Here is a 25,542-nt window from a genome sequence, read left to right on the forward strand (position 1 = left end):
GAAAGTAAAGTCAGCCTTCAAAAGGAAGTGTCATCTTGCTCAACTTGTCAGTGTAAACACCGACTAGATGACAGGTGCTACTATAACCGCTAGAGTGAGACAAATTTTGAAATAGATCAATTTTAGGTGGATTTGTTGCTTGCTTAGCGGCTTATAATCACACCAGCTATATAAATTCGCGACCGACTCATACTTTTTCCCAATAAAAAATGAGTCTATACGCACATCAATAACAACAATCAGAATGACCGTTACTCAATAACTTAGCTATCGGATAACGCCAGAACAATAAGAAATCACAGAGCAACGAGGGAGGCTCATGTGTCAATTATTCAATTTTTCGGAAAGAAAAAGTCCAAGGATCCGGTCAACTCGGATATGGACAGACAAAGAAAATATGAAGCGCTTGTAAGGGCCTATCATCGAGACTTGTACCGTTACGCCTATTGGTTGTGTAAGGATCCAACTATTTCTGAGGATTTAGTTCAGGAGACATGCCTACGAGCATGGAAGTCGCTTGATAGCCTCCAAGACGAGAAAGCAGCGAAGTCATGGCTTATCACCATATTAAGACGTGAGAATGCACGCCGCTTTGAACGCAAACAGTTTGATCTGGTGGATATAGACGATCATGGCAATGATGCTAAAGTATCGGACGATCCTCACCATCAAACCGAGTGGGTTCAAGCGCAAATAATGAAACTCGAAGAAGAGTATCGCGAGCCGTTGTTTTTGCAAGTCGTGGGTGGCTTCAGTGGTGAAGAGATCGGAGAGATCCTTGATTTAAATAAGAACACCGTGATGACACGGCTATTTAGAGCAAGGAACCAGCTCAAAGAGATGTTAGATTCAGATAGTTCACAGAGAGGGCAGCAAAATGGATGAATTAGAGTTCCGTCGACGCATAATGTCCGACCCTAAACAGCGCGACAGCGAGATTACTGCAGCCATTAAAAGCAGTGACAAGAACAGTCAGTTTGCCGAAGAGATTTTAGATCTCGATAAGCAAATCGCCCAAGCGATGGCTGTCGATGTCCCTGATGACCTCGCGGACCGCATTTTGTTTAACCAAAGCTCCTCTGTTGAAAACAACATCGTCAAGCCAACCTTCGCTCGCCGAGCCATGGCAATGGCGGCATCAGTGGCATTTGTCGCAGGTTTACTTATCGGACAGCTTAATTGGGGTAACCTTGTTGTTTCGCCAGCCCAAGCTAGCCTAGCGAGCACCGCCATGAAGCATGTGGTAGAAGAGAAGCCGTTTGTTGAGAATATCGACGAGCAAGTTAAGTCTTCGCAAATCAACGCTAAGATGGTGCCGTTTGAACATGAATTTTCTCAAGGGTTTCCTTACCATGTCTACTACTTAAATCATTGTGGTTTTGGTAAATCAAACGCCATGCACATGGTTTTCCAAGGTGAAAAAGGCAAAGTCACCTTGTTCTTTACTGGCATTCCAAGTGAGAAAGCTATCGATTTTAACGAAGACGGTATGGCGGGTATTGTTAAACCAATGGATGGTACTAGCCTAATCCTTGTGGGTGAAGAAGGCGAAGATGTAGCGAAAATCGCGAAAAATCTGGCAAATATCATCAAACCCTTAAATTAACAAAGTCGCAACATTTTGTGACACAGCTCATGGCTTAGATATCTCGTCTAAGCCATTTTTTTAGCTAAAAACTAGAGTGTTAACTCTAAAAAGATGCTTTTTCCAGCACAATCCTGCCAGATACACGTTATTTCCTTAATTTTATCACCCAAATTGGCAATGGTCGGATTTCTATATCTTATACTTGGGTCTAGTATCAGCCACCACTGAGCTTTTGCTCAAATAATATCGCCCAGAAGAGGCGAAGAGAAAAGGAAAAAGCAAAAATGAACAACACGCGTCTGTTTAAAAAATCACTATTAGCAGTGACTATCGCAACCGCAACTATCGCTTCGCAGCCAGCTCTCTCTGCCGGCTTCCAGCTTAACGCACAATCAGCAACTGGTATCGGCCGCGCTTTCGCCGGTGATGCAGTTATCGCTGATAACGCATCTGTAATGGCTCGTAACCCAGCAGCTATGGCTCTTTTCGACAAGATGGAGCTTTCTCTAGGTTTCGAAAGCATTACTTCAATGATCGACGTTAAAGATGCTCAGTACACAACTCAAGCGGGTACAGTGCCTTTAGCTGACGTGGACGATGTTGGTGATACTTCTATCGCACCAAATATTCACCTAATCGTACCTGTAAACGATAAATTTGCTTGGGGTGTTAACGCATACTCAAACTTTGGTACTAAAACTGAATTTTCTGACGATTACGTTGCATCAGAGTTTGGTGGCCTAACTGACGTTAAGAGCTTTAACCTTGGCGTTGCTGGTTCATACCGCGTAAACGAACAATGGAGCTTTGGTGCTGGTCTTGACCTAATCTATGGCCAAGGTACGTTCAAGCGCGTAGCTGGCGCTGGTTTTGGTGCAGCTCAAGGCACTGCAGTAATCGATATCGACAAGGCTGACGGCTGGGCCGTAGGCTTCAACGTTGGTACTGTTTACGAGCTAGATGAGAATAACCGCTTTGGTCTTTCATACCGTTACAGCCCTGAATTTGAAGCAAAAGACGATCACGGTCAAAAAGTAACACTTCAGTTGCCTGATATCGGTGAGTTCTCTGGTTATCACAAAATCGAAGACACTAAATTCGCTGTACACTACAGCATTCAGTACATTGGTTGGGGTGATTTCGAGCAGATCGATTTCTCTAGCCTAAGTGCTACTCAATCTCCACTAGGTACTGTTCTTGCGGGTTCAAGTGGTGTGTACTCTAGTGACTACATGTGGCAAGACGGTTGGCACTACGCAATTGGTGGTACTTACTATCTAAACAGTGACTGGACACTACGTACTGGTTACATGTACGACACAAGTGCACAAGACAAAGTTACTTCAATCTCGGTGCCTGACTCAGACCGTCAATGGCTATCTGCTGGTTTCACTTACCACATCGACGCTGCGTCTAACGTAGACTTCGGCTTTACTTACCTAATGGGTGATGACGTTAAAGTAACTGAACAAACGACTGCTACTGCAATCTCTGCAACTACACACGCAGACGCTATCCTAATGGGTCTTCAGTACAGCCGCAGCTTCTAAGCTAAGCTTACATTTTGATTCCAAGGGCCAGTTTTTACTGGCCCTTTTTATTGCCCCTAAGTCACTCATTCCACTCCACTTCCACGACGCATTACTTCCCATTTAAGCGTACAACTGTATACGTAAAACGTTTCAATGCACTACAAGTGTTCGCTCAAACTAAGAAACAAACCGTTAACAAGCCACATTAATCACTGAAATGTAGGGCATTTCAGAAATTTAGCTCTAAAGACACCGAATACACTGTTTTTTATTTTTAAAGTAATGGCTCTAAACTTATTATCCCCCGACTGATAACTCTTAATCTCAGCGAACATTACAATGAAAACAAATAAGACTCTCCTTTCACTAGCAGTGGCATGTGGACTAGTGACAACGTCAGCAACAGTAAACGGAGCTGGCTTCCAATTAGCAGAATACTCTGCGACAGGCCTAGGCCGTGCATACGCTGGTGAAGCGGCAATGGCAGACAACGCAGGCGTTCAGTGGCGTAACCCTGCGATGCTGACACACTTAGAAGGTACTCAAATTTCTGTTGGTGCTATTTACGTAAACCCTAATATTGATGTTAACGGTGAAGTGGACGGCGGCAAATCGCTGAACCCTGCACTTCCAAAAACTAGCGCATCGTCTTCTGATTTTGCTAATGACGCAATTATCCCGAACCTATACATTTCTCATCGTTACTCAGATGAACTCGCTGTAGGCTTCGCTTTGGGTACAAACTACGGTATGGAAACAGACCTAGGTACTGACTTTGCTGGCTCTCACTTTGGCAATGAAGCGAGCATCATCACTAAAGAAGCAAACCTAAACCTTGCGTACCAAATTAACGAAGCTGTAAGCATCGGTGGTGGTGTTCGCTATGTAATGGGCGAAGGTAGCTTTGGTGCTACAGCTCCTGAAACCAACGTATTCGGCCTGCCTCAAGGCACACCTTTAAAACATATGGAAGGCGATGATGAAGCGTGGGGTTGGCAAGTTGGTACAGCTTGGCAGATTAACGAGCAGCACCGAATCGGATTTACCTACAAATCGGCTGTTGACCTAAAACTAGCAGGTGATGCAAAAATCTTTAGCGCTACTACTTCCAAGGTAGAAAACAGTACTGGCTCAATGGATCTAACTCTACCGCAAACAGCTGAATTAGCGAGTTTCCACCAATTAACAGATAAGCTAGCGATGCACGCAAGCATCAACTGGACGGATTGGAGTAGCTTTAAAGAACTCTACGCTGACCTAGACACTTTAGAGTCTCAAACTGTTAAAGATGAAAACTGGGAAGATAACTACCGTTTTGCGTTGGGTGCGACTTATCAAGTTGATCCAAAGTTAGCTGTTCGTACAGGTATCGCATACGACACTTCAGCAGTAAGCGACAAGAACCGTACTATCACAATTCCAGAAACAGATCGTACTTGGTTAAGCTTAGGTGCAAGCTATGAGTTTACGAAACAGTTTTCTCTAGATGGTGGCTTTACTTACATTATTGCTAAAGATGCGCCAATCACAGAGTCTCGTGGCTACGAGTCTGACGATAAAGCACAAGCAATCGGCGGCCAGTTTGTTGGTGAAACAACGGGCAACGTTTGGCTAATCGGTCTTCAAGCGAACTACACGTTCTAAGACCTATTAAGCACGCTATAAATACAAAAGGCTTGGTTCATAACCAAGCCTTTTTTCTATCTGTCGCAATAAGCGCTTAGAAGTCTTCTAGATACTCATCCAAATACGCTTCTTGCTCTTCATCGTAGTCATCTGTTTCTATCTCAGCTTTAAAGTCTTGTCGCTGAATATACACATCACGCACTAACGCATATGGATCTGGTGACCCTTCAAGTAGCGATTCTTGCTGAGCTAATACAGCACGGCTCTCTAAGCCTTCAAGCGCCCACTTGCCAAGACCTGCCCAGAAGTTCAGAAATGACAGTGGCACATACATGCCATCAACCACATCGGCTGTTTCTCTCACCGTCCATGGGCCATAGGCAGGAACCATAACATATGGGCCATTCCCTACTCCATAATGACCTATCGCGTCGCTAAACGCTTTTTCATTATGGTCAGTGATACCTGCTTCAGAAGCCACGTCGATTAAACCACCTAAGCCGAGAGTGGTGTTAATCCAAAAACGATTAAAGTGGTCAAGCGCTTTACCGCCGTTGCCCATCACTAAGTTGTTTATCATGCTCGATGGTTCATCGAGGTTACCGAGAAAGTTGGCAATACCACTACGAATCGGCACAGGGACATAGTCCACATACGCCAAAGAAACGGGTTTAACTAAATATGGGTCTAAATAATCGTAGTTGATTGTCCACATCGAGCGGTTAAAGCTCTCAAAAGGGTCATAGACTTGCGGCTCCCCTGCCAATGGCTCTTCACTAGGCGCTGACGCACACCCAGTCATTAAAAGAGCAGAGCACAGCAATATCCCTAACTGCGGCTTTATCTTTGTCATTATTATAATTTCCATAAAAAAAGCCGGTGCTTCCACCGGCCTTCGTCGATATATAAACAGTCACTATTAATACTGATTATTAATCATGACTTCAACTGGTTCGCCCATTTTAACGGCTTCGCTCTCACCAAACCAGTCCCCATCTTTAGTCGCAACGTTACCATCGCTATCAATGCGAACACGAACCATCAATGACTCAAGTGAAGAAAGCTTACGATCTTGTAGCATACTATTGCCATCATCCAGCACAACCGTTCTTGGGAACGTGCCTAATGGGTAGCGTGCTGCCGCAACTGGCATAGGTGAACCATCTGCAGTATGTACCGATACAATCAGTGAAGCACTTGGATCTGCACTCACTTGGTCACCAACATTAATGGTTACCGATACCGACTGACCAGTACCTACTTGTTGTCCCATCTGTTTCTGAGCGTTTTCAATGCTGCGAGACAGCATTTCATAGCGAGAGTCTTGAGGGCCAATCATCTGCTGCATAATGCTCCAGTAACGAACCGCTGCTGGGTAGTCTTTACGCTCGTAAGCATCAAATGCGAGTAACGAGAAGACGCGCAGATCTACGTAGTCATCTTGAACCAGTTTACCTAGTAGGCGACGGGCTTTATCTTGATCAACATCGTCTTGCGATAGCATTAACGCTTGAGCGTAACCTAACATAATGTCTGGGTTATCTGACTCAATGTCGTAGGCTTTTTTCATCGCACCAATGGCAGTATCGATAGTACGGTTAGCAAGAGCGATACGACCTAACAGTAGCCAGCCTGTTGAATCGTCAGGTTGGTAGTGTAGACGTGTGCGAAGCGCCAATGACAAGTCGCTCATTTCGTCTTCGCTCAATTCCGCCCCTTCAGGAGACATCAGCTTTTTCGACAGCGCAGGAAGGTTATCACTGACTTCTTGCCACTGCTGAACGTCATCTGATGCGCCAAATTTGAAGTAAAGACCGTAAGAAAGACCAATAACCAGTAATGCCGATGGAATGATAACGGCAAGCGCTGAAGTATTGCTCTCGTCATGCTTCTTCTCATCAGCAGGAATGTCATCAAGCAGCGATTGCTTTAGGTCATCGATTAAGTCTTGTTGGTTTTCAACCAAACCTTCATCGGCTTCCTCTTCTAGCTCAGAGAGACGATCTTTGTAGAACGCTTTATTGAGTTCGTCGCGCAGTTGCTCGTCGTTGTTTGATTTCTTCTTAATAAACGGTAGTGCAATAAGCAAAATACTAATTGCGATAAGAATGACTGAGGCTATCCAAAATAGTGTCATTACTGCTTGTCTCCATCATTCTTTTCTTCATCAAGAAGGGCTTTAAGTCGCGCTTCTTTGTCAGAATCCCACTCTTGATCATCTTTCTCTGTCACTGCCTTAGGTTTACGACTACGAACTATGATCAAACCGAAACCAAGTAATACAACCGCAATTGGACCAAGCCAAAGAATTGAAGTTGCAATGGTAAACGGCGGGTTGTAAGTCACGAAGTTACCGTAACGAGCAATCATGTAATCAACGATTTCTTGCTTAGACTTACCTTCTTTTGTCATCTCATACACTTTATGACGCAGGTCGACCGCTAACTCAGCGTTCGAATCGGCAATGGTGTTGTTCTGACATTTTGGACAGCGAAGCGTATTGCCTAACTCTTTGAACTGATGCTCTTGCTCAAGATTGTCGAACTCATAGATTTCAATCGTCGCGTAAGCTGTCATTGAGAAAGTCAAACACGCGACAAGTGCGAGGATCCACTTTTTCATTGTTTCGCCTCCGCGATAAGCTCTTCATACATAGGCTTGAGCTTTTCGTTCCAGTTACGCGTATTCACATCACCTACGTGGCGGTAACGAATGACGCCCTTCGCATCGATAAGGAACGTTTCTGGCGCGCCATATACACCTAAATCTAGGCCTAGCATACCGTTGCCATCAAACAAGCTGATTAGGTATGGGTTACCTAAATCATTCAGCCAACCCACCGCTTTTTCGCGATCGTCTTTGTAGTTCATACCGATGATCTTAACGCCTTGCGAAGCCAGTTCATTTAGGTACTGGTGCTCAGCATAACAAGTCGGACACCAAGTCGCCCAAACGTTCAGTAGCAATGGCTCGCCTTTAAAGATCGCTTGGTCATATAGCTTGCCCGGCTCCGCTAGGTCTTCAAGACGGAACTGAGGAACTTCTTTACCCACCAGAACAGATTCGAGTTTGGTTGGGTCATCACCATGTTGGTTTTTCACCAGCTGGGTGGCAAATACTGCCACCAAGCCTAAGAATGCCACTAGGGGAATAAACAATAGTTTCTTATTCATTATGCCTCCTGCTTCTTGGTGCTCTTTCTGAAGCGGTAACGTTTATCGCTGATAGCGATTGCACCACCTAGAGCCATCAATAGCGAACCAGCCCAAATCCAACGTACAAATGGTTTGTAGTAAATACGTACTGCCCATGACTTATTGTCATCTAGACGTTCACCCATTGCGATGTATAGGTCGCGGGTAATACCGCGATCAATCGCAGCTTCTGTCATCATAGAACGCGCTGTGGTGTAGAAACGTTTTTCAGCATGTAGCGTATTTACGTATTTACCATCGTTCGTGATCTTGAAGTCAGCAATGTAACCGTCGTAGTTCGGACCATCTTTATCGCGTAGGCCTTCGAAGTAGAAATCATAGCCTTGAATCTGGAAGTGCTCACCTGGCGCCAAACGAACGTCGCGCTCGATGCTGTAGTTTTGCACCATCGCAATACCGATAACGCTGACCGCTAAACCAATATGGCCCATCATCATCGCCCAGTGGCTACGCTGAAGCTTTTTAACGCCTTCCATAAATGGGTGACGGTGAGTCGCACGTTGGTATAGCTCAAAGCCGTGCATGAAGATAATCCACAGTGCCATTACCCAACCGACGTAAGCCATGGTTAAGAAGAAGTCTGACAACAGCGTGGTGAACACAAATGCAAGAACCAGTGATGCAACACCAGAAATCAGCATTGGTTTTTTCAAGCTTGATAGGTCATCGCGCTTCCAACGAATCAGAGGACCGATACCCAACAGGAATGAGAATGGAATCATCAACCAAGCGAACAACATATCGAAGAATGGCGCACCAATCGATACTGAGCCCAGGCCAATTTGTTTGTGTACTAATGGCAGCAATGTACCGACAAGAACCACAACCAGTGCAGCAATCAGTAGTACGTTGTTAGCTAACAGTGCGTTTTCACGAGAGACTAGATCGAAATTACCGCGAACACGTACTGAGGCACCTTTTACGGCGAACAGCAGCAGTGAGCCACCGATAACAAATACGAGGAAGCCTAAGATAAACATGCCTCGCGACGGATCCGATGCGAACGCATGCACGGATACCAAGATACCTGAACGGACTAGGAAGGTACCAAGTAGACTTAACGAGAATGCAGAGATCGCCAGTAATACCGTCCACGCTTTAAACGTACCGCGTTTTTCTGTTACGGCGAGTGAGTGCATTAGCGCTGTACCAGCGAGCCAAGGCATGAACGAAGCGTTTTCTACTGGATCCCAGAACCACCAGCCACCCCAGCCAAGTTCGTAGTATGCCCACCATGAACCTAGAGCGATACCTAGCGTTAGGAACAACCATGCTGCTGTCGTCCAAGGACGAGACCAACGAGCCCATGCGGTATCAAGGCGACCTGTCATCAATGATGCGATAGCAAAAGAGAAAGCAACAGAGAAACCAACGTAACCCATGTAAAGCATAGGTGGGTGGATAATTAAGCCAGGGTCTTGCAGTAGTGGGTTAAGGTCACGACCATCAACCGGGAAGTAAGGCAGCGTACGCAAGAATGGGTTAGATGTTAAGATGATAAACAGTAGGAAGCCTACCGTGATCATACCCATTACTGCGAGTACACGTGCAACAGATTCTTGCGGCATACCACGACTAAACATCGCTACGGCAACCGTCCACGCTGCTTGGATTAATACCCAAAGCAATAGCGAACCTTCGTGCGCACCCCAAACCGCTGTTAAGCGATAGTACCAAGGCAACTGACTGTTCGAGTTACTTGCGACATAGTTAAGGGTGAAATCGTTGGTATAAAATGCCCAAAGCAGAATACAAAACGACAATAGTAGTAGAAGGAACATACCCCAAGACAAAGGTCTGGCGCTGTTCATTAAGAGAGTATTGTTTTTCGATGCACCAACCAGTGGCAAGATACTGAGCAGTACCGCGAGCGCCAGTGAGATGATCAGTGCAAAGTGACCGATTTCAGCAATCATTGATCGCTTCCTTGTTTTTGTTGTTCAGTGTATTGAAGCGGTTCATGCGTTTTTTTCATCGCTTCAGCAACTTCTGGTGGCATGTACTCTTCGTCGTGCTTAGCAAGTACTTCGAATGCCTCAACCGTTGTTTCATCTAGCAGTACGCCTTGAGCAACAATACCCTGCCCTTCACGGAATAGGTCCGGAAGAATACCATCATAAACGATCGTGACTTTAGGGCCGACATCATGAAGGTCAAATGAAACACGTAGAGACTCAACGTCACGTTTAACAGAACCTTCAACGACCATACCTCCAATACGCAAGCGCTGACCTACGTGGGGTTTAGTACCATCCGGTTTGCCATTCACCAATTCCGTTGGCGTGTAGAACAAATCCATATTCTGATTTAGGGCGTACAACATCAGACCGATGGTTGCACTGATCCCGATAAAGATCGCAAGAACAATGCCGAGCCTCTTTTTACGTCTTGGGTTCATAATGTGTTCTCCAAATTTTTCGCTGCATCAATACGTGCTTGTCTGTCCACTTTCGCCTGCACTTCATTAAGAAGTGTGCGACCATGTCGAACGCTAGTGATAAGCAAAACAAGCATCACGCCAAAAGTAATACCAAAAGCAGCCCAGACGTAACCTGCATAGCCACCCATTGCAAAGAATTCACTCAAAGATTCAAAATGCATCGTTAATTACCCTCTCTGAGATTTATCTGCTGCTAACTTCATCACCCAAGGGCGATGGCTCTCTTTATTAATGATCTCATTGCGTAAGCGGATCATCGTTACCGAACCAAAGAAGAAAGCAAAACCAAAAATATTTAGAAGCAGTGGCCACAGCATATCGTTCGAGATCGAAGGCTGCTCAAATTTCGTAATCGTTGCACCCTGATGCAGGGTATTCCACCACTCTACAGAGAAGTGAATGATAGGTAGATTAACAACGCCAACAATCGCAAGGATACCTGCCGCTTTCGCCGCGGTTTTTTGGTCATCGAACGCGTGGTAAAGCGCAATCACACCGAGGTAGAGGAATAGAAGGATTAATTCAGAAGTTAAACGCGCATCCCATACCCACCATGTGCCCCACATTGGTTTACCCCAAATTGCACCAGTTAATAATGCAATAAAGGTGTATACCGCACCGATCGGCGCCATTGCTGAGGCGGCCATATCTGACAGGCGAATCTGCCAAACGATGCCGATAAAGGCAGCGATTGCCATCGACATGTAGACACCCATCGACCAAATGGCTGACGGTACGTGAATATAAATGATTCTAAAGCTATCACCTTGCTGATAGTCAGCAGGAGCAAAAGCTAAACCCCATACAGTGCCGATAGATAAACATAACAGCGCTAGTATGGAGAACCATGGCAAGAGCTTACCGCATAATTGGTAAGCAGATTCAGGCTTGGCATAGGGATGGAGCCATTTCCACATCGTTGTTCTCACTCTTACTTCAGGTTCGTCTAATTTTTCGTTAGACAATTATTAGTTTTGTAATTTATATAAAGGGAAAAAATCGTGCTTGATCAAAAACAACTAATTGACACTTACTCTTAGTGCCGCACTAATTGCAAAAGGCGTTAGCGTCATTGCTCCCATGAACATTGCGCCAAGAATCGCCAATTGACCGTTATACGCCATTCCTAATGATGCAGCATCAATCGCTGACGTCGCGAAAATCAAAATAGGAATATACAAAGGCAGTACTAACAAACTCAGTAACACCCCACCTTTTTGCAATCCAACTGTTAGTGCAACACCAATCGCGCCGATAAAGCTCAATGTAGGTGTACCAACCAGCAAGGTACAGACCACTGCGAGCCAAGTATTAAAGTCTAATGACAGTAGGATTGATAACAGTGGGCTGATTAAAATCAGCGGCAAACCAGTTAGTAACCAGTGAGCAATAACCTTAGAGATAACCACTATCGGTAATGGGACAGGCATTAGCATCATTTGTTCCAATGCGCCGTCTTGAAAATCATCTCTAAATAAGCGTTCTAGTGATAGCAAGGCTGACAGTAATGCCGCTACCCATACAATACCCGCAGCAATTCTCGCTAAAAGATTTGGCTCAGGCCCAATACTCAGCGGGAACAAGGTAATAACAATGATAAAAAACCACAAAGGGTTAAAGATGTCTGCTTGACGGCGAAAAGCGATAAGCAATTCGCGTCTTATAATACTATTCATGGTGCCAAGCATGATTAATCACCTAGTTTTATTTTTCTTAGTTTTGGATTATCAGCGAACATATCTTGGTGAGTCGTCAACATGACGATGCCACCACTTTCAGCATGCTTCAAAAAGAGAGATTCGAGAACCTTAACCCCCTGCTTGTCGATAGCCGTTAACGGTTCATCAAGGATCCATAATTTATGATCGCTCAACCATAATCGAGCTAACGCGACGCGTCTTTGTTGACCCGCTGACAGCTGACCAACAGGAACGTCTTCACGACCAGCTAACCCCACTTTGGTCAACGCGTCGTAAATCGTATTTTTGTCAAAGGATTGACGAGAATGGATACTTAGATAGAAACGCAAATTCTCGTAAGCGGTGAGCTCGCGCTTAACACCCGTTTGATGCCCTAGGAATAGAAGGTCTTGGTGGAATTGGTCACGGTTGGACTCGATATTCTCACCACTCCAAAAGATTTCCCCGTTATCGCGGTCTCCTAGTCCAGTAATGATACGGAGCAAAGTTGTTTTGCCAGTACCATTTCTACCTTCGACCTGAACTAATTCGCCAGAATCAATCGTAAAAGACAGGGATTCAAATAGAATTCTTTCATCTCGAATTGCTGTAAGTTGAGATACTTCTAACATTTGGGATCACTAGGTAAGTTTCGAAACTGTATCTTACCACAGCCTCGTCTTGTCTAAATAGGAATAGACCTATACGAATCACGAAACTACGTAAGAATCTGTTAATATTCAAACACAAGCTTAAACAACTACCACTAAATGGTTACATAGAGGCATAAAAAAAGTGCCGTGGGGCACTTTTTTGTATTCTATCTTCTCATTGTTCGCTTACGCGCTGCGGCTTTCTGCCGATCGGGGCTGCTTTCAAGAGGAGGGACTTTTTCTTGTCCGGCGATTTTTTTCTGTAATGACATCATCAGTTCGGCTTCTGCTTTTGGCAGTTCGCACTCTTCGATCAACTCATTAATATCTGCACCTAACTGGACCATTTTACTGGCTCTAGAGTACAAGCGGCCATCACTGTCTGCTTGCTCTAATTCCGTAATACGTTCATTTAAGTGCTGGATAATATCTTGCTGTTCACTGACTTTTTGTCCTAACCCGACCACAACGGAACGAACTTCTAAAAGTTGTTTATTGGCTTTTTGTAGTTCTTTATCCAAATGGCGCGTTTGCTGACGTTGATACTCAGCAGACTTCGTTTGTCCTTGTTTTAGGCGTAATAATGCAAAAACAATGATCAATACGACAAACGATACTGCCCCAGCAATCACTGGAGCACTTAACATCGAACTACTCAATTCCATTATAGGTGAGCCATCTCATCCCATTCTTCATCAGTCAGTAGCTTATTCAAATCAACTAGGATCAATAGCTTACCGTCACGATTGCTAACACCTTGGATGAATTTCGCACTTTCGTCAGTACCAACACTTGGTGTGGTATCGATTTCAGAAGAACGTAAGTAAACCACTTCGGCTACGCTATCAACCAGAATACCAATCACTTGGTGCTCAGATTCAATCACGATGATACGAGTGTTATCTGTGATTTCACCTTCCATCAGGCCAAAACGAGAGCGGGTATCAATAACGGTAACAACGTTACCACGTAGGTTAATGATACCTAGCACGTAATCTGGCGCACCTGGTACTGGAGCAATCTCAGTGTAACGAAGTACTTCACGTACCTGCATTACATTGATGCCGTAAGTTTCTTCTTCTAATTGGAACGTCACCCACTGAAGCACTTCGTCATTTGACTGCTCTTTTCTTACTTCGACTTCATTAGTTTGAGACATACCTTATCCTCTCTAAGCCCAAATAGGCATAAATGTTCTAATTATCTAATGCTTTTACATCAAGTCCTGCATTAAGCATAGCTATCAATGCTTCGACGTGAATCAAAGCACACATTTTTTCTGTGACCATTCCGGCAAGCCAAGGGCGTTTCCCTGCTGTTTCACGCCAGCGTACCATGTCTGGATTTAATGATTCTGTACCTTTTAACTCGGTAGAAGCCAGCCCCCACATACTCTCACCTAACATGACAATATATTGGTAGCTGTCTTTGTACTCTTCGTCTTTTAGCTTCTCAGCCATTACCCACTTTGCCGTATCAACAACATCAAGCTGAGCTTCTCGGCTAGTCTGTAAGCCTAAATACCAATCTGGACGACCAATTAGGTGATTCATTTCGCTAATACGGTGAATGCCACCCAGTTCATCCAATGGCACCGCAAACGTCACGCCATTGACATCAAAATAGAGCACCTGAAAGTCGATATTACGCTCTGTCGAGTACCACTCTCCCAAGTCAGCCGAACCTTGCGCGGTTTGTAGCTCGGTCTCTGTTTCAGTTTCAATATCAACAGTGACATCAACTTGAGGCAGTTCGATTTCTGGAACAACGATTTCAGGCTCGACTTCTGTCTCAACTTCGATGACCGGCTCTTCAACCGTCCAGTCTTGGATCTCTTCCGTGATGACCTCAGGTTCAGTCTTAACAACCTCAGCCTGAGCGATATCAACGGTATTTTGTTCCATCACCTCTTCAAGCTCTAACTCGGCAACTGGGTTAGTTGACTCAAGTTGCTTAAGTAGGCGTTCTACGTCTTCGAGATTAGGTACCTCAATCTCCACTGCTGGAGCATGGTAGTAGCTCTTCTCTTCAACGGACTGGACCATTGGTTCAAATGGTTGGTCCTCTGGCTCTGGCTCTGGCTCTGGCTCTGGCTCTGGCTCTGGCTCTGGCTCTGGCTCTGGCTCTGGCACGACTATCGACTCAACATCACACTCTACAAGTTCATTTTGGCTCTGCTCTTCAGACTCTTCAAGGAGTGCCGTGAAGTAATCATCTAAAGCTTGTTCACTTGAAAGCATCGATTGGCTAGTCATTGATGGCTAACCTCTCTAGATAAATCAATAGTTGCTTGTAGGCAAACACACCTCGGCTACCCGACGCAAAGTGAGATACGGGCAAATGTTTTAAGCTCGCGTCTCTAAATTTGGTATCGATAGGGACAGCAGATGACCAAACCTGACTTGGGTAATCTTTCTTTAATTGCTGTAATGTTTGTAGCGAAGCACGCGTGCGTTTGTCATACATGGTCGGAACAATCGTCACATTAAAGGACTTATTGCGCGACTTCTGCATGATCGCCAGCGTACGAACCATACGCTCTAGGCCTTTCATCGCTAAGAACTCAGTCTGGACAGGGATCAAGATTCGATCACTGGCAGCCAAAGCATTAACCATCATTACGCCAAGAATTGGCGGACAGTCAATCAGTACATAATCGTAGTGGCTACGAATCGCATTCAACGCTCGTTTCAGGATTAATCCCATTCCACTTCGATTGCCCATAACCCGATCCAGTGTCGCCAGTGACATGTGCGCAGGAATTAGGTCGATCCCTTCAATATCCGAGCGCATAACTAAAGGCATCACCGTTTGCTCGGTATATTCCTTTAGTTGAAACATATCAAATAGGCTTGAAGGGACACTATCAGAGTCGTAACCAAGGTACGTCGTTAAAGATGCGTGCGGATCAGTATCCACTAATAAGACACGCTTTCCTTGTTTACTTAACAAACCAGCTAGAGTAATGGTTGTGGTCGTTTTGCCCACTCCCCCTTTTTGGTTCGCTATACTCCATACAATCATGAGAACCTCTATGCTAGACCGACTTCGACTAACATTCGCTCGGCAATTCTATCCAATGGTAAATCTTCAGTAGAAAGGCCTGCTTTCGCCACTGCCTGAGGCATGCCGTAAACAACGCAACTTTCTTCGTCTTGAGCCCAAACTGTCGAACCAACACCCTTAAGCATACGAGAACCTTCACGGCCATCTGCACCCATACCCGTCAGTACCATCGAAAGTACTTGTTCAGAATAGATCTTGGCCGCACTACCGAATGTCACGTCGACACACGGCTTATAGTTCATGCGTTCACCACCGTCGATGATGCGAAGTTTGGCAGACCCAGGTCGTCCTTCTAGCATCATTTGTTTACCACCTGGTGCCAAATAAGCGACACCCGGTTTTAGTACGTCTCCATCTTCCGCTTCTTTTACCTGAATCTTACATAGGGAATTCAAGCGACTCGCAAATGCAGCCGTAAAAGTCGCTGGCATATGTTGAATCAACACAATTGGATGAGGATAGTTAGCCGGTAATTTGGTTAAGATTTTCTGCAGAGCAACTGGGCCGCCAGTCGAAGTACCAATCGCAGTTAACTGATACTTTTTACCACTCGCTTTAAATCGCGTAGCCACACTCGGCTTAGCCACTGGGGCCGTTGGACGCAACGAAGAGCGCACAGGCGCCGTTGACGACGCCTTTGCGGCTGGAGACGCTGCAGGCGTTGGCCTAACTGGCGCAGCACGGCGCATTGATGCGCGCTTAGATGCAATCTGGATTACACGTTGCTGAAGCAATGACACCGCTTCATCACGATTACGTGCAATATCTTCAAACTTTTTAGGTAGGAAATCGAGCGCGCCCGCTTCTAATGCATCTAAAGTTGCCTTCGCACCATCATGGGTTAAAGAGGAGAACATTAGAATCGGCACAGGGCTCTTTGACATGATCTCACGGACGGCAGTGATACCGTCCATGACTGGCATTTCAATATCCATCGTAATCACGTCAGGCTTAATCGAAATAGCTTTTTCGACTGCCTCTTTTCCGTTAGTAGCAATATCAATTACTTCAAGTCGAGCGTCAGAATTAATAATTTCACTTACTCGACGTCGGAAGAAACTCGAATCATCAACGACTAATACTTTGATTGCCATATATGTCCTTTATATGCTGAAAGTTAGATTCGCGACGCAGCTGCATACTGCTTAAGCAAATCAGGCACATCTAAGATAAGGGCAATATGACCATCACTCGTGATCGTCGCGCCCGCCATTCCTGGCGTACCTTGCAACAAGTTATCTAAAGGTTTGATAACCACTTCTTCTTGACCAATCAAGGTGTCAACAACGAAGCCAACGCGTTGGCTACCGATTTGTACGATCACAACATGACCATGACCTTTACGTAACTCGACTTGACCTGCTTGCGGTGCGAGCCAGTTCTGTAAATAAAAGAGTGGAATAGACTTATCACGAACAATGATCGTCAATTGACCATCAACCACATTGGTGCGACTTAAATCTAGATGGAAGATTTCGTTGACGCTTGCAAGTGGTAGAGCAAATGGGTGATTCGCAACACCAACCATTAGAGTTGGTAGAATCGCAAGTGTCAGTGGTACCTTGATAGTGATCTTGGTGCCTTTGCCCATTTCTGAGTCGATATCAATCGAGCCATTAAGGGTATTGATGGCCGTTTTAACCACGTCCATACCTACACCACGACCTGAGATATCAGAGATCTGCTCTTTACTCGAGAAGCCTGGCATAAAGATAAGATTGAAACACTCTTTATCTGTCAATCGAGACGCTGCATCTTCATCCATGATGCCGCGTTTAACCGCGATACCACGAAGTTTATCTGGGTCCATACCACCACCGTCATCAACGATAGCCAGTTCGATATGGTCGCCTTCTTGAGACGCAGATAAGATCACTTTACCGGTACGAGACTTACCTGACGCTACACGAGCTTCTGGCATTTCAATACCGTGATCAACAGAGTTACGCACCAAGTGAATCAATGGATCCGCAAGTGCTTCTACGAGGTTTTTATCTAGATCGGTATCTTCACCACGCATTTCCAGCGTAATGTCTTTGTTTAAGCTACGAGCTAAGTCACGTACAACACGAGGGAAGCGGCCAAATACTTTTTTGATTGGCTGCATGCGCGTTTTCATTACTGCGCCTTGAAGGTCCGCAGTAACAACGTCTAAGTTCGACACCGCTTTTGACATTTCCTCGTCGTTGCTATTTAAACCTAAGCTAAGAAGGCGGTTACGCACGAGTACAAGCTCACCTACCATATTCATAATGGTATCGAGCGTTGACGTATCAACACGTACGGTTGCTTCTGCTTGAGGTTTTTTAGCTGGCGTTGCGGCTTCTTTCTTCGCAGGAGGAGGTGGCGCAGCTTCCGCTTTAGCAGCAGGTTTAGGTGCTGGAGCAGGCTTAGGTGCCGGTGCCGGTGGCGGCGCTGCGGGTGCAACTGGTTCAGGGTTTGCAGCGGCTGGTTTAGTTGCCGCGTCAAGTTCTTCAACACTTGGACCTTTGCCAGAGCCATGCAAATCATCAAGCAGTTTTTCGAACTCTTCATCCGACATTAGATCAGAATCACCCGCACCTGCAGGAGCGGCTGGCGCAGGTGTAGGCGCAGGAGCGGCCGGTTCAGCGGCAGCTGATTCACCTTCGCCTGGCGCTTTACCAACACCGTGCAGTTCATCTAATAACTTTTCAAATTCGTCGTCGGTAATGTCGCTACCCATATCTGCATCAACAGCAGGCGCTGGTGATGGCACTGGAGCACTTGTTGGTTTTCCTGGCGCAGTACCTGAACCGTGTAGCTCATCAAGTAGCTTTTCAAATTCGTCTTGAGTAATTTCATCAATTGAACCGGCAGCAATCTCTGCTTGAGGCGCTGCGGGAGCTTCAACAACAGGCTCTGGGATTACAGGCTCTTCAACGACTGGCGCGGCAGCAACGGCTTCATCAGCTGATTCAGGACTGCTTAGGCGATGAAGTTCATCTAGCAATGACTGCTCAGCTTTAGGCAATTCTTCACGCTCTTGAACTGCTTGGAATTGTTCATTCACCGTATCAAGTGCTTTAAGCATCGTATCCATCAGGCTCGCGCTTACTTGTCGCTGACCATTACGTAAGATATCGAACACGTTCTCTGCACCGTGACAAGTATCCACAAGCTCGGTTAGGGCTAGGAAACCCGCACCACCTTTCACTGTGTGGAAACCACGGAAAATGGCATTTAATAGTTCTTTATCTTCAGGGTTATTTTCAAGCTCTACTAACTGCTCAGAGAGTAGCTCTAAGATCTCTCCCGCTTCTACCAAAAAGTCCTGAAGAATATCTTCGTCTAAATCGTAGCTCATATTTACCTCTAAAACCCAAGACTCGAGAGTAAGTCGTCGACTTCGTCTTGTGATGAAACGGCATCTTCCCTATCTTGAGCGTTAAGGATTGGACCTTCCGGGTCCGTCGATGCTTTGCTCTTGTTATTTTTGCTTTCTTCTAGCTGTCCAGAACTAAAGGCAGTCAGTATTTCAACCAATCTACCTTCAACCTCATCCACTAAGGTGATAACACGTCGAATAATTTGACCTGTTAAATCTTGGAAGTCTTGGGCCATGAGAATTTCGGTCAATTGACCTCGTAACTCAGTACTATCCCCTTCAACTTCACTTAGTAGGTTATCGATTCGATAACAAAGCGCTTTAAAATCAGCTAACTCTATGCGGCCATGCATAAGTTCGTTCCACTGTGGGCGAACTTGCAGTAGTCCTTCATGTAGGTTATCAGCAATAGGCATACAACGATCGACCGCATCCATGGTTTTGTTCGCGGCAACTTCTGTCTTATCAATGACGTATTGGAGGCGATCCCTGGCGTCAGGGATTTCGTCATTGGCAATCTCACTCATGCGCTCGTCCACGCTGAAATGTTTAATTGACTCATGTAAGTCACGAGTCAATTCACCAATTTCCTGTAGCATTGGGTTCGAGGTGTTTTCGTATATGTCTCTAACAAGGATATCCGCTTCCTGTTGTTGACCTTCTTCTAACAACTCGACAAGTTGCTTTGCCTGTTCTAATGAAATCATTCTGAATTTTGGCCTTTCACGCTTTAGTCAATACCTTGACTATAAACGCTCAAAAATTTTGTCTAATTTTTCTTTTAATGTTGCAGCGGTAAATGGCTTAACAATGTAGCCATTAACACCAGCTTGTGCTGCTTCGATGATTTGCTCACGTTTTGCTTCTGCAGTGATCATCAATACTGGTAGGTGCTTAAGCTCGTCATCGGCACGAATATGCTTAAGCAAGTCAATGCCTTGCATGCCAGGCATGTTCCAATCTGTCACGACAAAGTCGAACTCACCCTTCTTAAGCATTGGTAACGCCGTTAAGCCGTCGTCCGCTTCTTGGGTATTGTTGAAACCCAAATCACGAAGTAGGTTCTTAACGATACGGCGCATTGTTGAGAAATCATCAACAATAAGGATCTTCATGTTTTTATTCAAAATTGCCTCCACTGAATTTGAGATCAGTGATTTTTACTCATTATTTGTCCAAGCACTTAACTTTGTGCGTAGACGCTGCATAGATTGGCTTAATATTTGGCTAACTCGTGACTCGCTAACACCAATTACTTCGCCGATTTCTTTTAAGTTTAACTCTTCATCATAATAAAGCGAAAGTACTAGAGCTTCACGCTCTGGAAGAGATTTTATTGAGTCAACCAATGCTTTACGGAAATATTCATCAGCGACTCCCTTAAAAGGTAAGTTATCGTCTTCACTATCCTCAGGTGATATCGAGTCTTCCGATATCCCCAAGTCTTCTATTCCCACTAAGCGAGAACAGTTAATATCCGTCAGGATTACATGATACTGCTCTAGGCTGATTCCCATCCGTTGTGCAACTTCTGCATCAGTTGGATCTCGATTCAACTCACCTTCAAGTATGGCAATAACTTGGCTAACTTCACGATTATGTTTATGAACTGAGCGTGGAACCCAGTCTCCTCGACGAATATCGTCAAGCATTGCGCCTCGAATGCGAATCCCTGCGTAAGTTTCGAAACTCGCTCCTTTAGTACCATCATAGTTCTTTTGAGCTTCGAGCAGGCCAATCATTCCCGCCTGAATAAGATCTTCTACCTGCACACTCGGAGGTAACCGTCCAAGCAGATGATGAGCAATACGTTTCACCAGCACCGAGTATTTTTCTAAAAATGCTCGTTGACTGTTCTGGTTAGCGTACTGGTCATAGGTCAAGGCCTTATTCACCAAATGGTTCCTCTAGCATCTCAGGTCTATTAAGTAAGCGTTCGACAAAAAACTCAAGATGTCCACTCGGAGTCTTAGGAATTGGCCAAGTAAGTGCTTTACTTGCCAAAGATCCGATGGCTAATGCAGCAGGTGCTCTTGGAAATGCATCAACTACAATCTTTTGTTTTTTAACTGCTTGTCTTACTTTATCATCCAAAGGAATACATGCTACGAGCTCTAGGCTCACATTCAAGAATCGCTCTGTGACCAAGGTCAACTTTGCGAACAATTCTCGGCCTTCTCGGTAGCTTCTGACCATATTTGCAACGATTTTGAATCGCTGAACCTGATGTTCTTTGCTCAGTAACTTAATCAGAGCATATGCATCAGTGATCGATGTTGGCTCGTCACAAACGACAATAACCACATCTTGAGCCGCCCGAGAAAAGCTGACTACCATATCAGATATACCAGCCGCCGTGTCGATTAGTAACACATCCATTTCATCTTCTAAGCTTCCGAAAGCTCGAATTAAACCGATATGTTGAGCATGCGACAGCTCGGTCATTGCCTGTGTACCCGATGTTGCTGGGATAATTTTAATGCCGTGAGGCCCCTCAACGATGGCATCTTTCAGATCACATTCGCCTGCGAGTACGTGGCCTAAGTTACGCTTAGGTCGAATACCTAGCATGACATCAACATTGGCAAGGCCTAAATCGGCATCAAGTACCATGACTTTCTTGCCTTGTCGCGCCATCGAGATAGCCATACCTAACGTCACATTAGATTTACCAACACCACCTTTACCACCCGTCACAGTAATGACCTTAGTAAGTGAAGGCTGTGTTAAGCGGCGTAATCCGCTTGCTTGGTCTTGTATCATATTCTTTGTCATAATCGTCCGCCGCCTAGAACCTTTCCGATTCACTATTCCAGTAGTGAGGTTCGTCGTCTGTCGACTTCTCAAGTAATTCGTTTGCCTTAGCGACCATGTATTTTGGTTGCGCTATCACAATATCTTCTGGGACTCGTTGTCCGTTCGCTATATACGTCACGGGTAGCGCATTTTGAACTACCACGCTAAGGAACTCTCCTAAACTCAAAGACTCATCAAGCTTTGTCATAATACACCCAGACAGCGGGATGCGTTTAAAGTGGTCGATGGTCTCTTGCAATACTTTGCGCTGCGCAGTAGCCGGAAGAACCAAATAGCTGTGAATCACTTCACCGGTTTCCTGCATCAAAGTATCTAGCTGTTCAGACAGTCTAACGTCACGCTGTCCCATACCAGCTGTATCAACAAGAATTAGGCGACGATTTCGTAACTGATATATTACATCGGCTAACTCATTGGAATCTTTAGCGACTTTTACTGGACAGCCCATAATGCGTCCATAAATGGCCAATTGCTCATGTGCACCGATACGATATGTATCTGTTGAAACGAGCGCGACATTATCCGAGCCATACTCCATTGCCGCGCGAGCAGCCAACTTGGCGATTGTCGTTGTTTTACCTACACCGGTAGGCCCAAGAAGCGCTACAACACCGCCACGCTTCAAAATATCTTTCTGTGAAACCGGAACTTGGTCAGCAACCAAACCCAGCAGTGCTTTCCACGCTTTGGTTGGCGCCGTATCTTCCGGAATATAACAAGCTAACTGATCCGCTAAATCAGACGAGACGCCCATGCGCTCTAAGCGTTTAATTAACATCGCTCGAAGTGGCTCTCTACGCTCTACTTCTTGCCACATTAAGCCTGAAACTTGGTGTTCTAAGAGGCGACGAATCGATGTCATCTCTTCTTTCATTTCTTCGAGATCTTCACTCGCAACAGCCGCTTCATTCGGACGAGAACGTTCATAGCGCGTCGGATCAAGTTTAGCAGCAGGTCTCTCTAGTCGGCGATCTTCCGCGATGAGTCGTGCAAGTGGTGAGTCTTCTTTCAACTGAACGGCTTCACGGCCATCTTGTCGAACAGCAGACTGTCGATTCAGCAAAGCAGCGAGTGTATCGGCACTGGTTTCTTCTTTGCTTTCGCTGCCATCACCGCCGCCATATTGCTTAAACATGTTGGCAAAGCGTTTGGTCATAGAGCTATCAGGGCGTGACTGCGACTGAAGACTGACTTTATCTTCCGCCAGCGCTCGGCTTGGTGAAGGCGCTTGCGGCTTCGCCTGTGTTGGTCGAGGATTATTGTGTCGCGGGTTAGAACTGTAATTGTTCGCCGCGCCGTTCGAGCCTTCGCCATCTACTGCAGCGACAATCTCGACTCCTCCTGCCACTTTCTTGTTAGACATGATAACCGCATCATCACCAAGTTCTCCTTTGACTTGGAGAAGTGCTGTGCGCATGTCTTTGGCAAAAAATCGTTTAATCTTCAAATTAGGTACCGTATATCAACGTATTAAAGCTAGTTCCCAACCGCTTGAACAATACGAATCTGTTTCTCGTCCGGGATTTCTTGGTAAGAGAGAACGCGTAGTGAAGGAATCGTATTCTTTACAAACTTCGCTAATGTTGAGCGTAGTACACCCGACGTCAGTAACACTGCCGGTTCACCTTTTAGCTCTTGCTCTTGTGTCGCTTGGCTTAAAGATGATTGTAAACGCTCAGCTAATCCAGGCTCGATCCCTGCGGATTCTCCACCAGAAGCCTGCATTGTCTGATGCAATATTTGTTCCAGCTCAGGAATAAGAGTAATCACTGGTAATTCTGGCTCTATCCCATTGATTTCCTGAACAATTAGACGTTTGAGTGAAATACGTACAGCCGCTGTTAATATGTCAGGTTCTTGACTCTTACTCGAGTACTCGGACAAGGTTTGAACAATTGTGCGAATATCACGGATAGGCACCGCTTCGTTAAGCAGGTTCTGTAGAACTTTAACCACTACACCCAACTGCAATTGATCCGGTACAAAGCTCTCCACCAGCTTAGGTGTGCTGCGGCCGAGCATTTCAAGTAGGTTTTGCACCTCTTCATGACCAATGAGCTGTGAAGCGTTGTTAGTCAAAAGCTGGCTGAGGTGAGTCGCCAGTACGGTGGATGAGTCCACGACGGTGTAGCCTAATGCTTGCGCGTGTTCGCGTTGTTCTTCACGTATCCATACCGCTTCAAGACCAAAGGCGGGATCGATAGTCGGTTCACCCTCAATCATTCCATAGACTTGGCCCGGGTTAATCGCGAGTTCCATATCCGGTCTGATTTCAGCTTCACCTACCGCAACACCCATTAACGTAATGCGATAGCTGTTTGGTGTCAGTTCTAAGTTATCTCGAATGTGGACCGCAGGAATAAGAAAACCGAAGTCCTGTGACAGTTTTTTACGTACCCCTTTGACTCGTTCAAGTAACTCACCACCTTGCGCTTGATCGACCAATGGAATCAGGCGGTAACCGACTTCTAAGCCAACAATGTCAACGGGTTGAACGTCATCCCAAGAGAGCTCTTTCGGCGTTGTCGATTCAGGTTCAGTAGTCGCAGGTAAGTTTGGTTGTTCAGCCTCTTTTTTCTGCTTGCGATAGATGTAGTAAGCGCCGCCACCTGCAATGAAGGCCAACAATAGGAAAGCAAAGTGCGGCATACCCGGCACAATACCCATGACAAACAGAATCCCGGCGGTGATCATCAAGGCTTTTGGGTTGTCAAACATCTGGAAGACGACTTCTTTGCCCATGTCTTCATCAGTGTTTTGACGTGTAACCATGATTGCTGCGCCAATAGACAAGAGTAGCGATGGAATCTGAGCGACTAAGCCGTCACCAATGGTTAACAGTGTATAAATCTGCAGCGCTTCACTAAAGCCCAAACCATATTGCGCCATACCAATCGATAGGCCGCCAATGATGTTGATAAACAGGATCAAAATACCGGCGATGGCATCGCCCTTAACAAACTTCGACGCACCGTCCATTGAACCATAAAAGTCCGCTTCTTTGGTCACTTCTTGTCGACGCGTTCTCGCTTGGTCTTGATCGATCAGACCGGCGTTCAAGTCCGCATCAATCGCCATCTGCTTACCTGGTAACGCATCTAGCGTAAAGCGTGCACTTACCTCCGAAATACGACCCGCACCTTTGGTCACAACCATGAAGTTAATGATCATCAAGATGAGGAAGACCACTAAACCTACGGCGTAGTTACCGCCGATAACGACACTACCAAACGCTTCAATCACGCTACCAGCCGCACCCGACCCTTCATGACCATAAAGTAGAACGACACGAGTCGAGGCCACGTTCAAGGCTAATCGCAATAGCGTCGCGATCAGTAGAACCGTTGGGAAAGCCGCGAAGTCTAGTGGCCTACGGGTATAAACCGTCACCAGTAGCACAACCATGGCTAAAGCAATGTTGAAGGTGAAGAAAAGGTCGAGCAGGAATGCTGGAATTGGCAATATAACCATGGCCAGCGTAGCCAAAACCATGACTGGCGCACCGATGGCAGGCATCGCACGCTGAGGAATTGGAGGCAGTTTGTCCGCGAACGGCAAAGAAAACTTCATAGTCGAGTAG

26 protein-coding genes are annotated in these 25,542 nt (G+C 45.6%); 4 read left to right on the forward strand and 22 right to left on the reverse strand.

The window, feature by feature from the left end; translation table 11 throughout:
* The first annotated feature begins 378 nt into the window (after positions 1–378).
* The 4 genes from ELS82_RS12970 (at position 379) to ELS82_RS12985 (ending at position 4,764) form a co-directional block, all read left to right on the forward strand.
* Positions 379–885 carry a sigma-70 family RNA polymerase sigma factor gene (locus ELS82_RS12970; protein WP_370447464.1) on the forward strand — a complete coding sequence of 169 codons (507 nt, stop codon included), beginning with the start codon at positions 379–381 and terminating at the stop codon, positions 883–885.
* Positions 878–1,606 (forward strand): DUF3379 domain-containing protein, encoded by a 729-nt coding sequence (locus tag ELS82_RS12975; RefSeq protein ID WP_134835846.1) that lies wholly within the window; start codon positions 878–880, stop codon positions 1,604–1,606. The genes ELS82_RS12970 and ELS82_RS12975 overlap by 8 nt, the downstream gene beginning before the upstream one ends.
* Positions 1,607–1,872: 266 nt before the next feature.
* Complete coding sequence (locus ELS82_RS12980; protein WP_134835847.1) at positions 1,873–3,138, forward strand: outer membrane protein transport protein; 1,266 nt, start codon at positions 1,873–1,875, stop codon at positions 3,136–3,138.
* A gap of 321 nt (positions 3,139–3,459) precedes the next feature.
* Complete coding sequence (locus ELS82_RS12985; protein ID WP_134835848.1) at positions 3,460–4,764, forward strand: outer membrane protein transport protein; 1,305 nt, start codon at positions 3,460–3,462, stop codon at positions 4,762–4,764.
* Between the two features lie 76 nt (positions 4,765–4,840).
* Here the strand turns inward: ELS82_RS12985 and ELS82_RS12990 are convergent, their stop codons facing one another.
* From ELS82_RS12990 to flhA, 22 genes are all read right to left on the reverse strand, one after another.
* Positions 4,841–5,599, reverse strand: a complete 759-nt coding sequence (locus tag ELS82_RS12990) for an MlaA family lipoprotein (RefSeq protein WP_134835849.1) — start codon at positions 5,597–5,599, stop codon at positions 4,841–4,843.
* Between the two features lie 66 nt (positions 5,600–5,665).
* Entirely contained in the window at positions 5,666–6,883 is a 1,218-nt protein-coding gene (gene ccmI, locus ELS82_RS12995) for a c-type cytochrome biogenesis protein CcmI (protein ID WP_134835850.1), read from the reverse strand.
* Positions 6,883–7,368 carry a cytochrome c-type biogenesis protein gene (locus ELS82_RS13000; protein ID WP_134835851.1) on the reverse strand — a complete coding sequence of 162 codons (486 nt, stop codon included), beginning with the start codon at positions 7,366–7,368 and terminating at the stop codon, positions 6,883–6,885. Before ELS82_RS13000 ends, ccmI begins: the two co-directional genes overlap by 1 nt.
* Complete coding sequence (locus ELS82_RS13005; protein ID WP_134835852.1) at positions 7,365–7,919, reverse strand: DsbE family thiol:disulfide interchange protein; 555 nt, start codon at positions 7,917–7,919, stop codon at positions 7,365–7,367. Before ELS82_RS13005 ends, ELS82_RS13000 begins: the two co-directional genes overlap by 4 nt.
* Positions 7,919–9,877, reverse strand: a complete 1,959-nt coding sequence (locus tag ELS82_RS13010; protein WP_134835853.1) for a heme lyase CcmF/NrfE family subunit — start codon at positions 9,875–9,877, stop codon at positions 7,919–7,921. Before ELS82_RS13010 ends, ELS82_RS13005 begins: the two co-directional genes overlap by 1 nt.
* Entirely contained in the window at positions 9,874–10,359 is a 486-nt protein-coding gene (gene ccmE / locus ELS82_RS13015) for a cytochrome c maturation protein CcmE (RefSeq protein ID WP_004413320.1), read from the reverse strand. Before ccmE ends, ELS82_RS13010 begins: the two co-directional genes overlap by 4 nt.
* On the reverse strand, positions 10,356–10,562 hold the full coding sequence (gene ccmD, locus ELS82_RS13020) for a heme exporter protein CcmD (RefSeq protein WP_134835854.1): 207 nt from the start codon (positions 10,560–10,562) through the stop codon (positions 10,356–10,358). The genes ccmE and ccmD overlap by 4 nt, the downstream gene beginning before the upstream one ends.
* Positions 10,563–10,568: 6 nt before the next feature.
* Entirely contained in the window at positions 10,569–11,318 is a 750-nt protein-coding gene (locus ELS82_RS13025; RefSeq protein WP_134835855.1) for a heme ABC transporter permease, read from the reverse strand.
* 102 nt (positions 11,319–11,420) lie between these two features.
* A complete protein-coding gene (gene ccmB / locus ELS82_RS13030) occupies positions 11,421–12,089 on the reverse strand; it encodes a heme exporter protein CcmB (RefSeq protein WP_004413317.1) in 669 nt (222 codons plus the stop codon).
* A gap of 2 nt (positions 12,090–12,091) precedes the next feature.
* The gene (ccmA, locus tag ELS82_RS13035) at positions 12,092–12,712 is read right to left on the reverse strand and encodes a cytochrome c biogenesis heme-transporting ATPase CcmA (RefSeq protein WP_004413316.1); all 621 of its coding nucleotides are present in this window, start codon (positions 12,710–12,712) and stop codon (positions 12,092–12,094) included.
* Positions 12,713–12,900: 188 nt separating this feature from the next.
* On the reverse strand, positions 12,901–13,398 hold the full coding sequence (locus ELS82_RS13040; RefSeq protein WP_038211084.1) for a DUF2802 domain-containing protein: 498 nt from the start codon (positions 13,396–13,398) through the stop codon (positions 12,901–12,903).
* Complete coding sequence (locus ELS82_RS13045) at positions 13,398–13,892, reverse strand: chemotaxis protein CheW (RefSeq protein ID WP_004413313.1); 495 nt, start codon at positions 13,890–13,892, stop codon at positions 13,398–13,400. Before ELS82_RS13045 ends, ELS82_RS13040 begins: the two co-directional genes overlap by 1 nt.
* A gap of 37 nt (positions 13,893–13,929) precedes the next feature.
* Complete coding sequence (locus tag ELS82_RS13050; RefSeq protein WP_134835856.1) at positions 13,930–14,988, reverse strand: chemotaxis protein CheW; 1,059 nt, start codon at positions 14,986–14,988, stop codon at positions 13,930–13,932.
* Positions 14,981–15,757: a ParA family protein gene (locus tag ELS82_RS13055; protein ID WP_134835857.1), complete on the reverse strand. Its 777-nt coding sequence runs from the start codon at positions 15,755–15,757 to the stop codon at positions 14,981–14,983. Before ELS82_RS13055 ends, ELS82_RS13050 begins: the two co-directional genes overlap by 8 nt.
* 8 nt (positions 15,758–15,765) lie before the next feature.
* The gene (locus ELS82_RS13060) at positions 15,766–16,893 is read right to left on the reverse strand and encodes a protein-glutamate methylesterase/protein-glutamine glutaminase (RefSeq protein WP_134835858.1); all 1,128 of its coding nucleotides are present in this window, start codon (positions 16,891–16,893) and stop codon (positions 15,766–15,768) included.
* Positions 16,894–16,916: 23 nt separating this feature from the next.
* Entirely contained in the window at positions 16,917–19,124 is a 2,208-nt protein-coding gene (locus ELS82_RS13065) for a chemotaxis protein CheA (RefSeq protein ID WP_134835859.1), read from the reverse strand.
* Positions 19,125–19,132: 8 nt separating this feature from the next.
* Positions 19,133–19,852: a protein phosphatase CheZ gene (locus ELS82_RS13070; RefSeq protein ID WP_053438412.1), complete on the reverse strand. Its 720-nt coding sequence runs from the start codon at positions 19,850–19,852 to the stop codon at positions 19,133–19,135.
* Between the two features lie 39 nt (positions 19,853–19,891).
* Positions 19,892–20,260 (reverse strand): chemotaxis response regulator CheY, encoded by a 369-nt coding sequence (gene cheY / locus ELS82_RS13075; protein ID WP_006879571.1) that lies wholly within the window; start codon positions 20,258–20,260, stop codon positions 19,892–19,894.
* Positions 20,261–20,305: 45 nt separating this feature from the next.
* Positions 20,306–21,040, reverse strand: a complete 735-nt coding sequence (locus ELS82_RS13080; protein ID WP_053438411.1) for an RNA polymerase sigma factor FliA — start codon at positions 21,038–21,040, stop codon at positions 20,306–20,308.
* The gene (locus tag ELS82_RS13085) at positions 21,033–21,920 is read right to left on the reverse strand and encodes a MinD/ParA family protein (protein WP_004413304.1); all 888 of its coding nucleotides are present in this window, start codon (positions 21,918–21,920) and stop codon (positions 21,033–21,035) included. The genes ELS82_RS13080 and ELS82_RS13085 overlap by 8 nt, the downstream gene beginning before the upstream one ends.
* A gap of 13 nt (positions 21,921–21,933) precedes the next feature.
* Positions 21,934–23,409, reverse strand: a complete 1,476-nt coding sequence (gene flhF / locus ELS82_RS13090) for a flagellar biosynthesis GTPase FlhF (RefSeq protein ID WP_134835860.1) — start codon at positions 23,407–23,409, stop codon at positions 21,934–21,936.
* Between the two features lie 29 nt (positions 23,410–23,438).
* Positions 23,439–25,532, reverse strand: coding sequence for a flagellar biosynthesis protein FlhA (gene flhA, locus ELS82_RS13095; RefSeq protein ID WP_134835861.1), 2,094 nt, complete (start codon positions 25,530–25,532; stop codon positions 23,439–23,441).
* Positions 25,533–25,542: the final 10 nt, after the last annotated feature.

The sequence above is a fragment of the Vibrio ouci genome, assembly GCF_004551525.1.
In the GTDB taxonomy this organism is placed as follows: domain Bacteria; phylum Pseudomonadota; class Gammaproteobacteria; order Enterobacterales; family Vibrionaceae; genus Vibrio; species Vibrio ouci.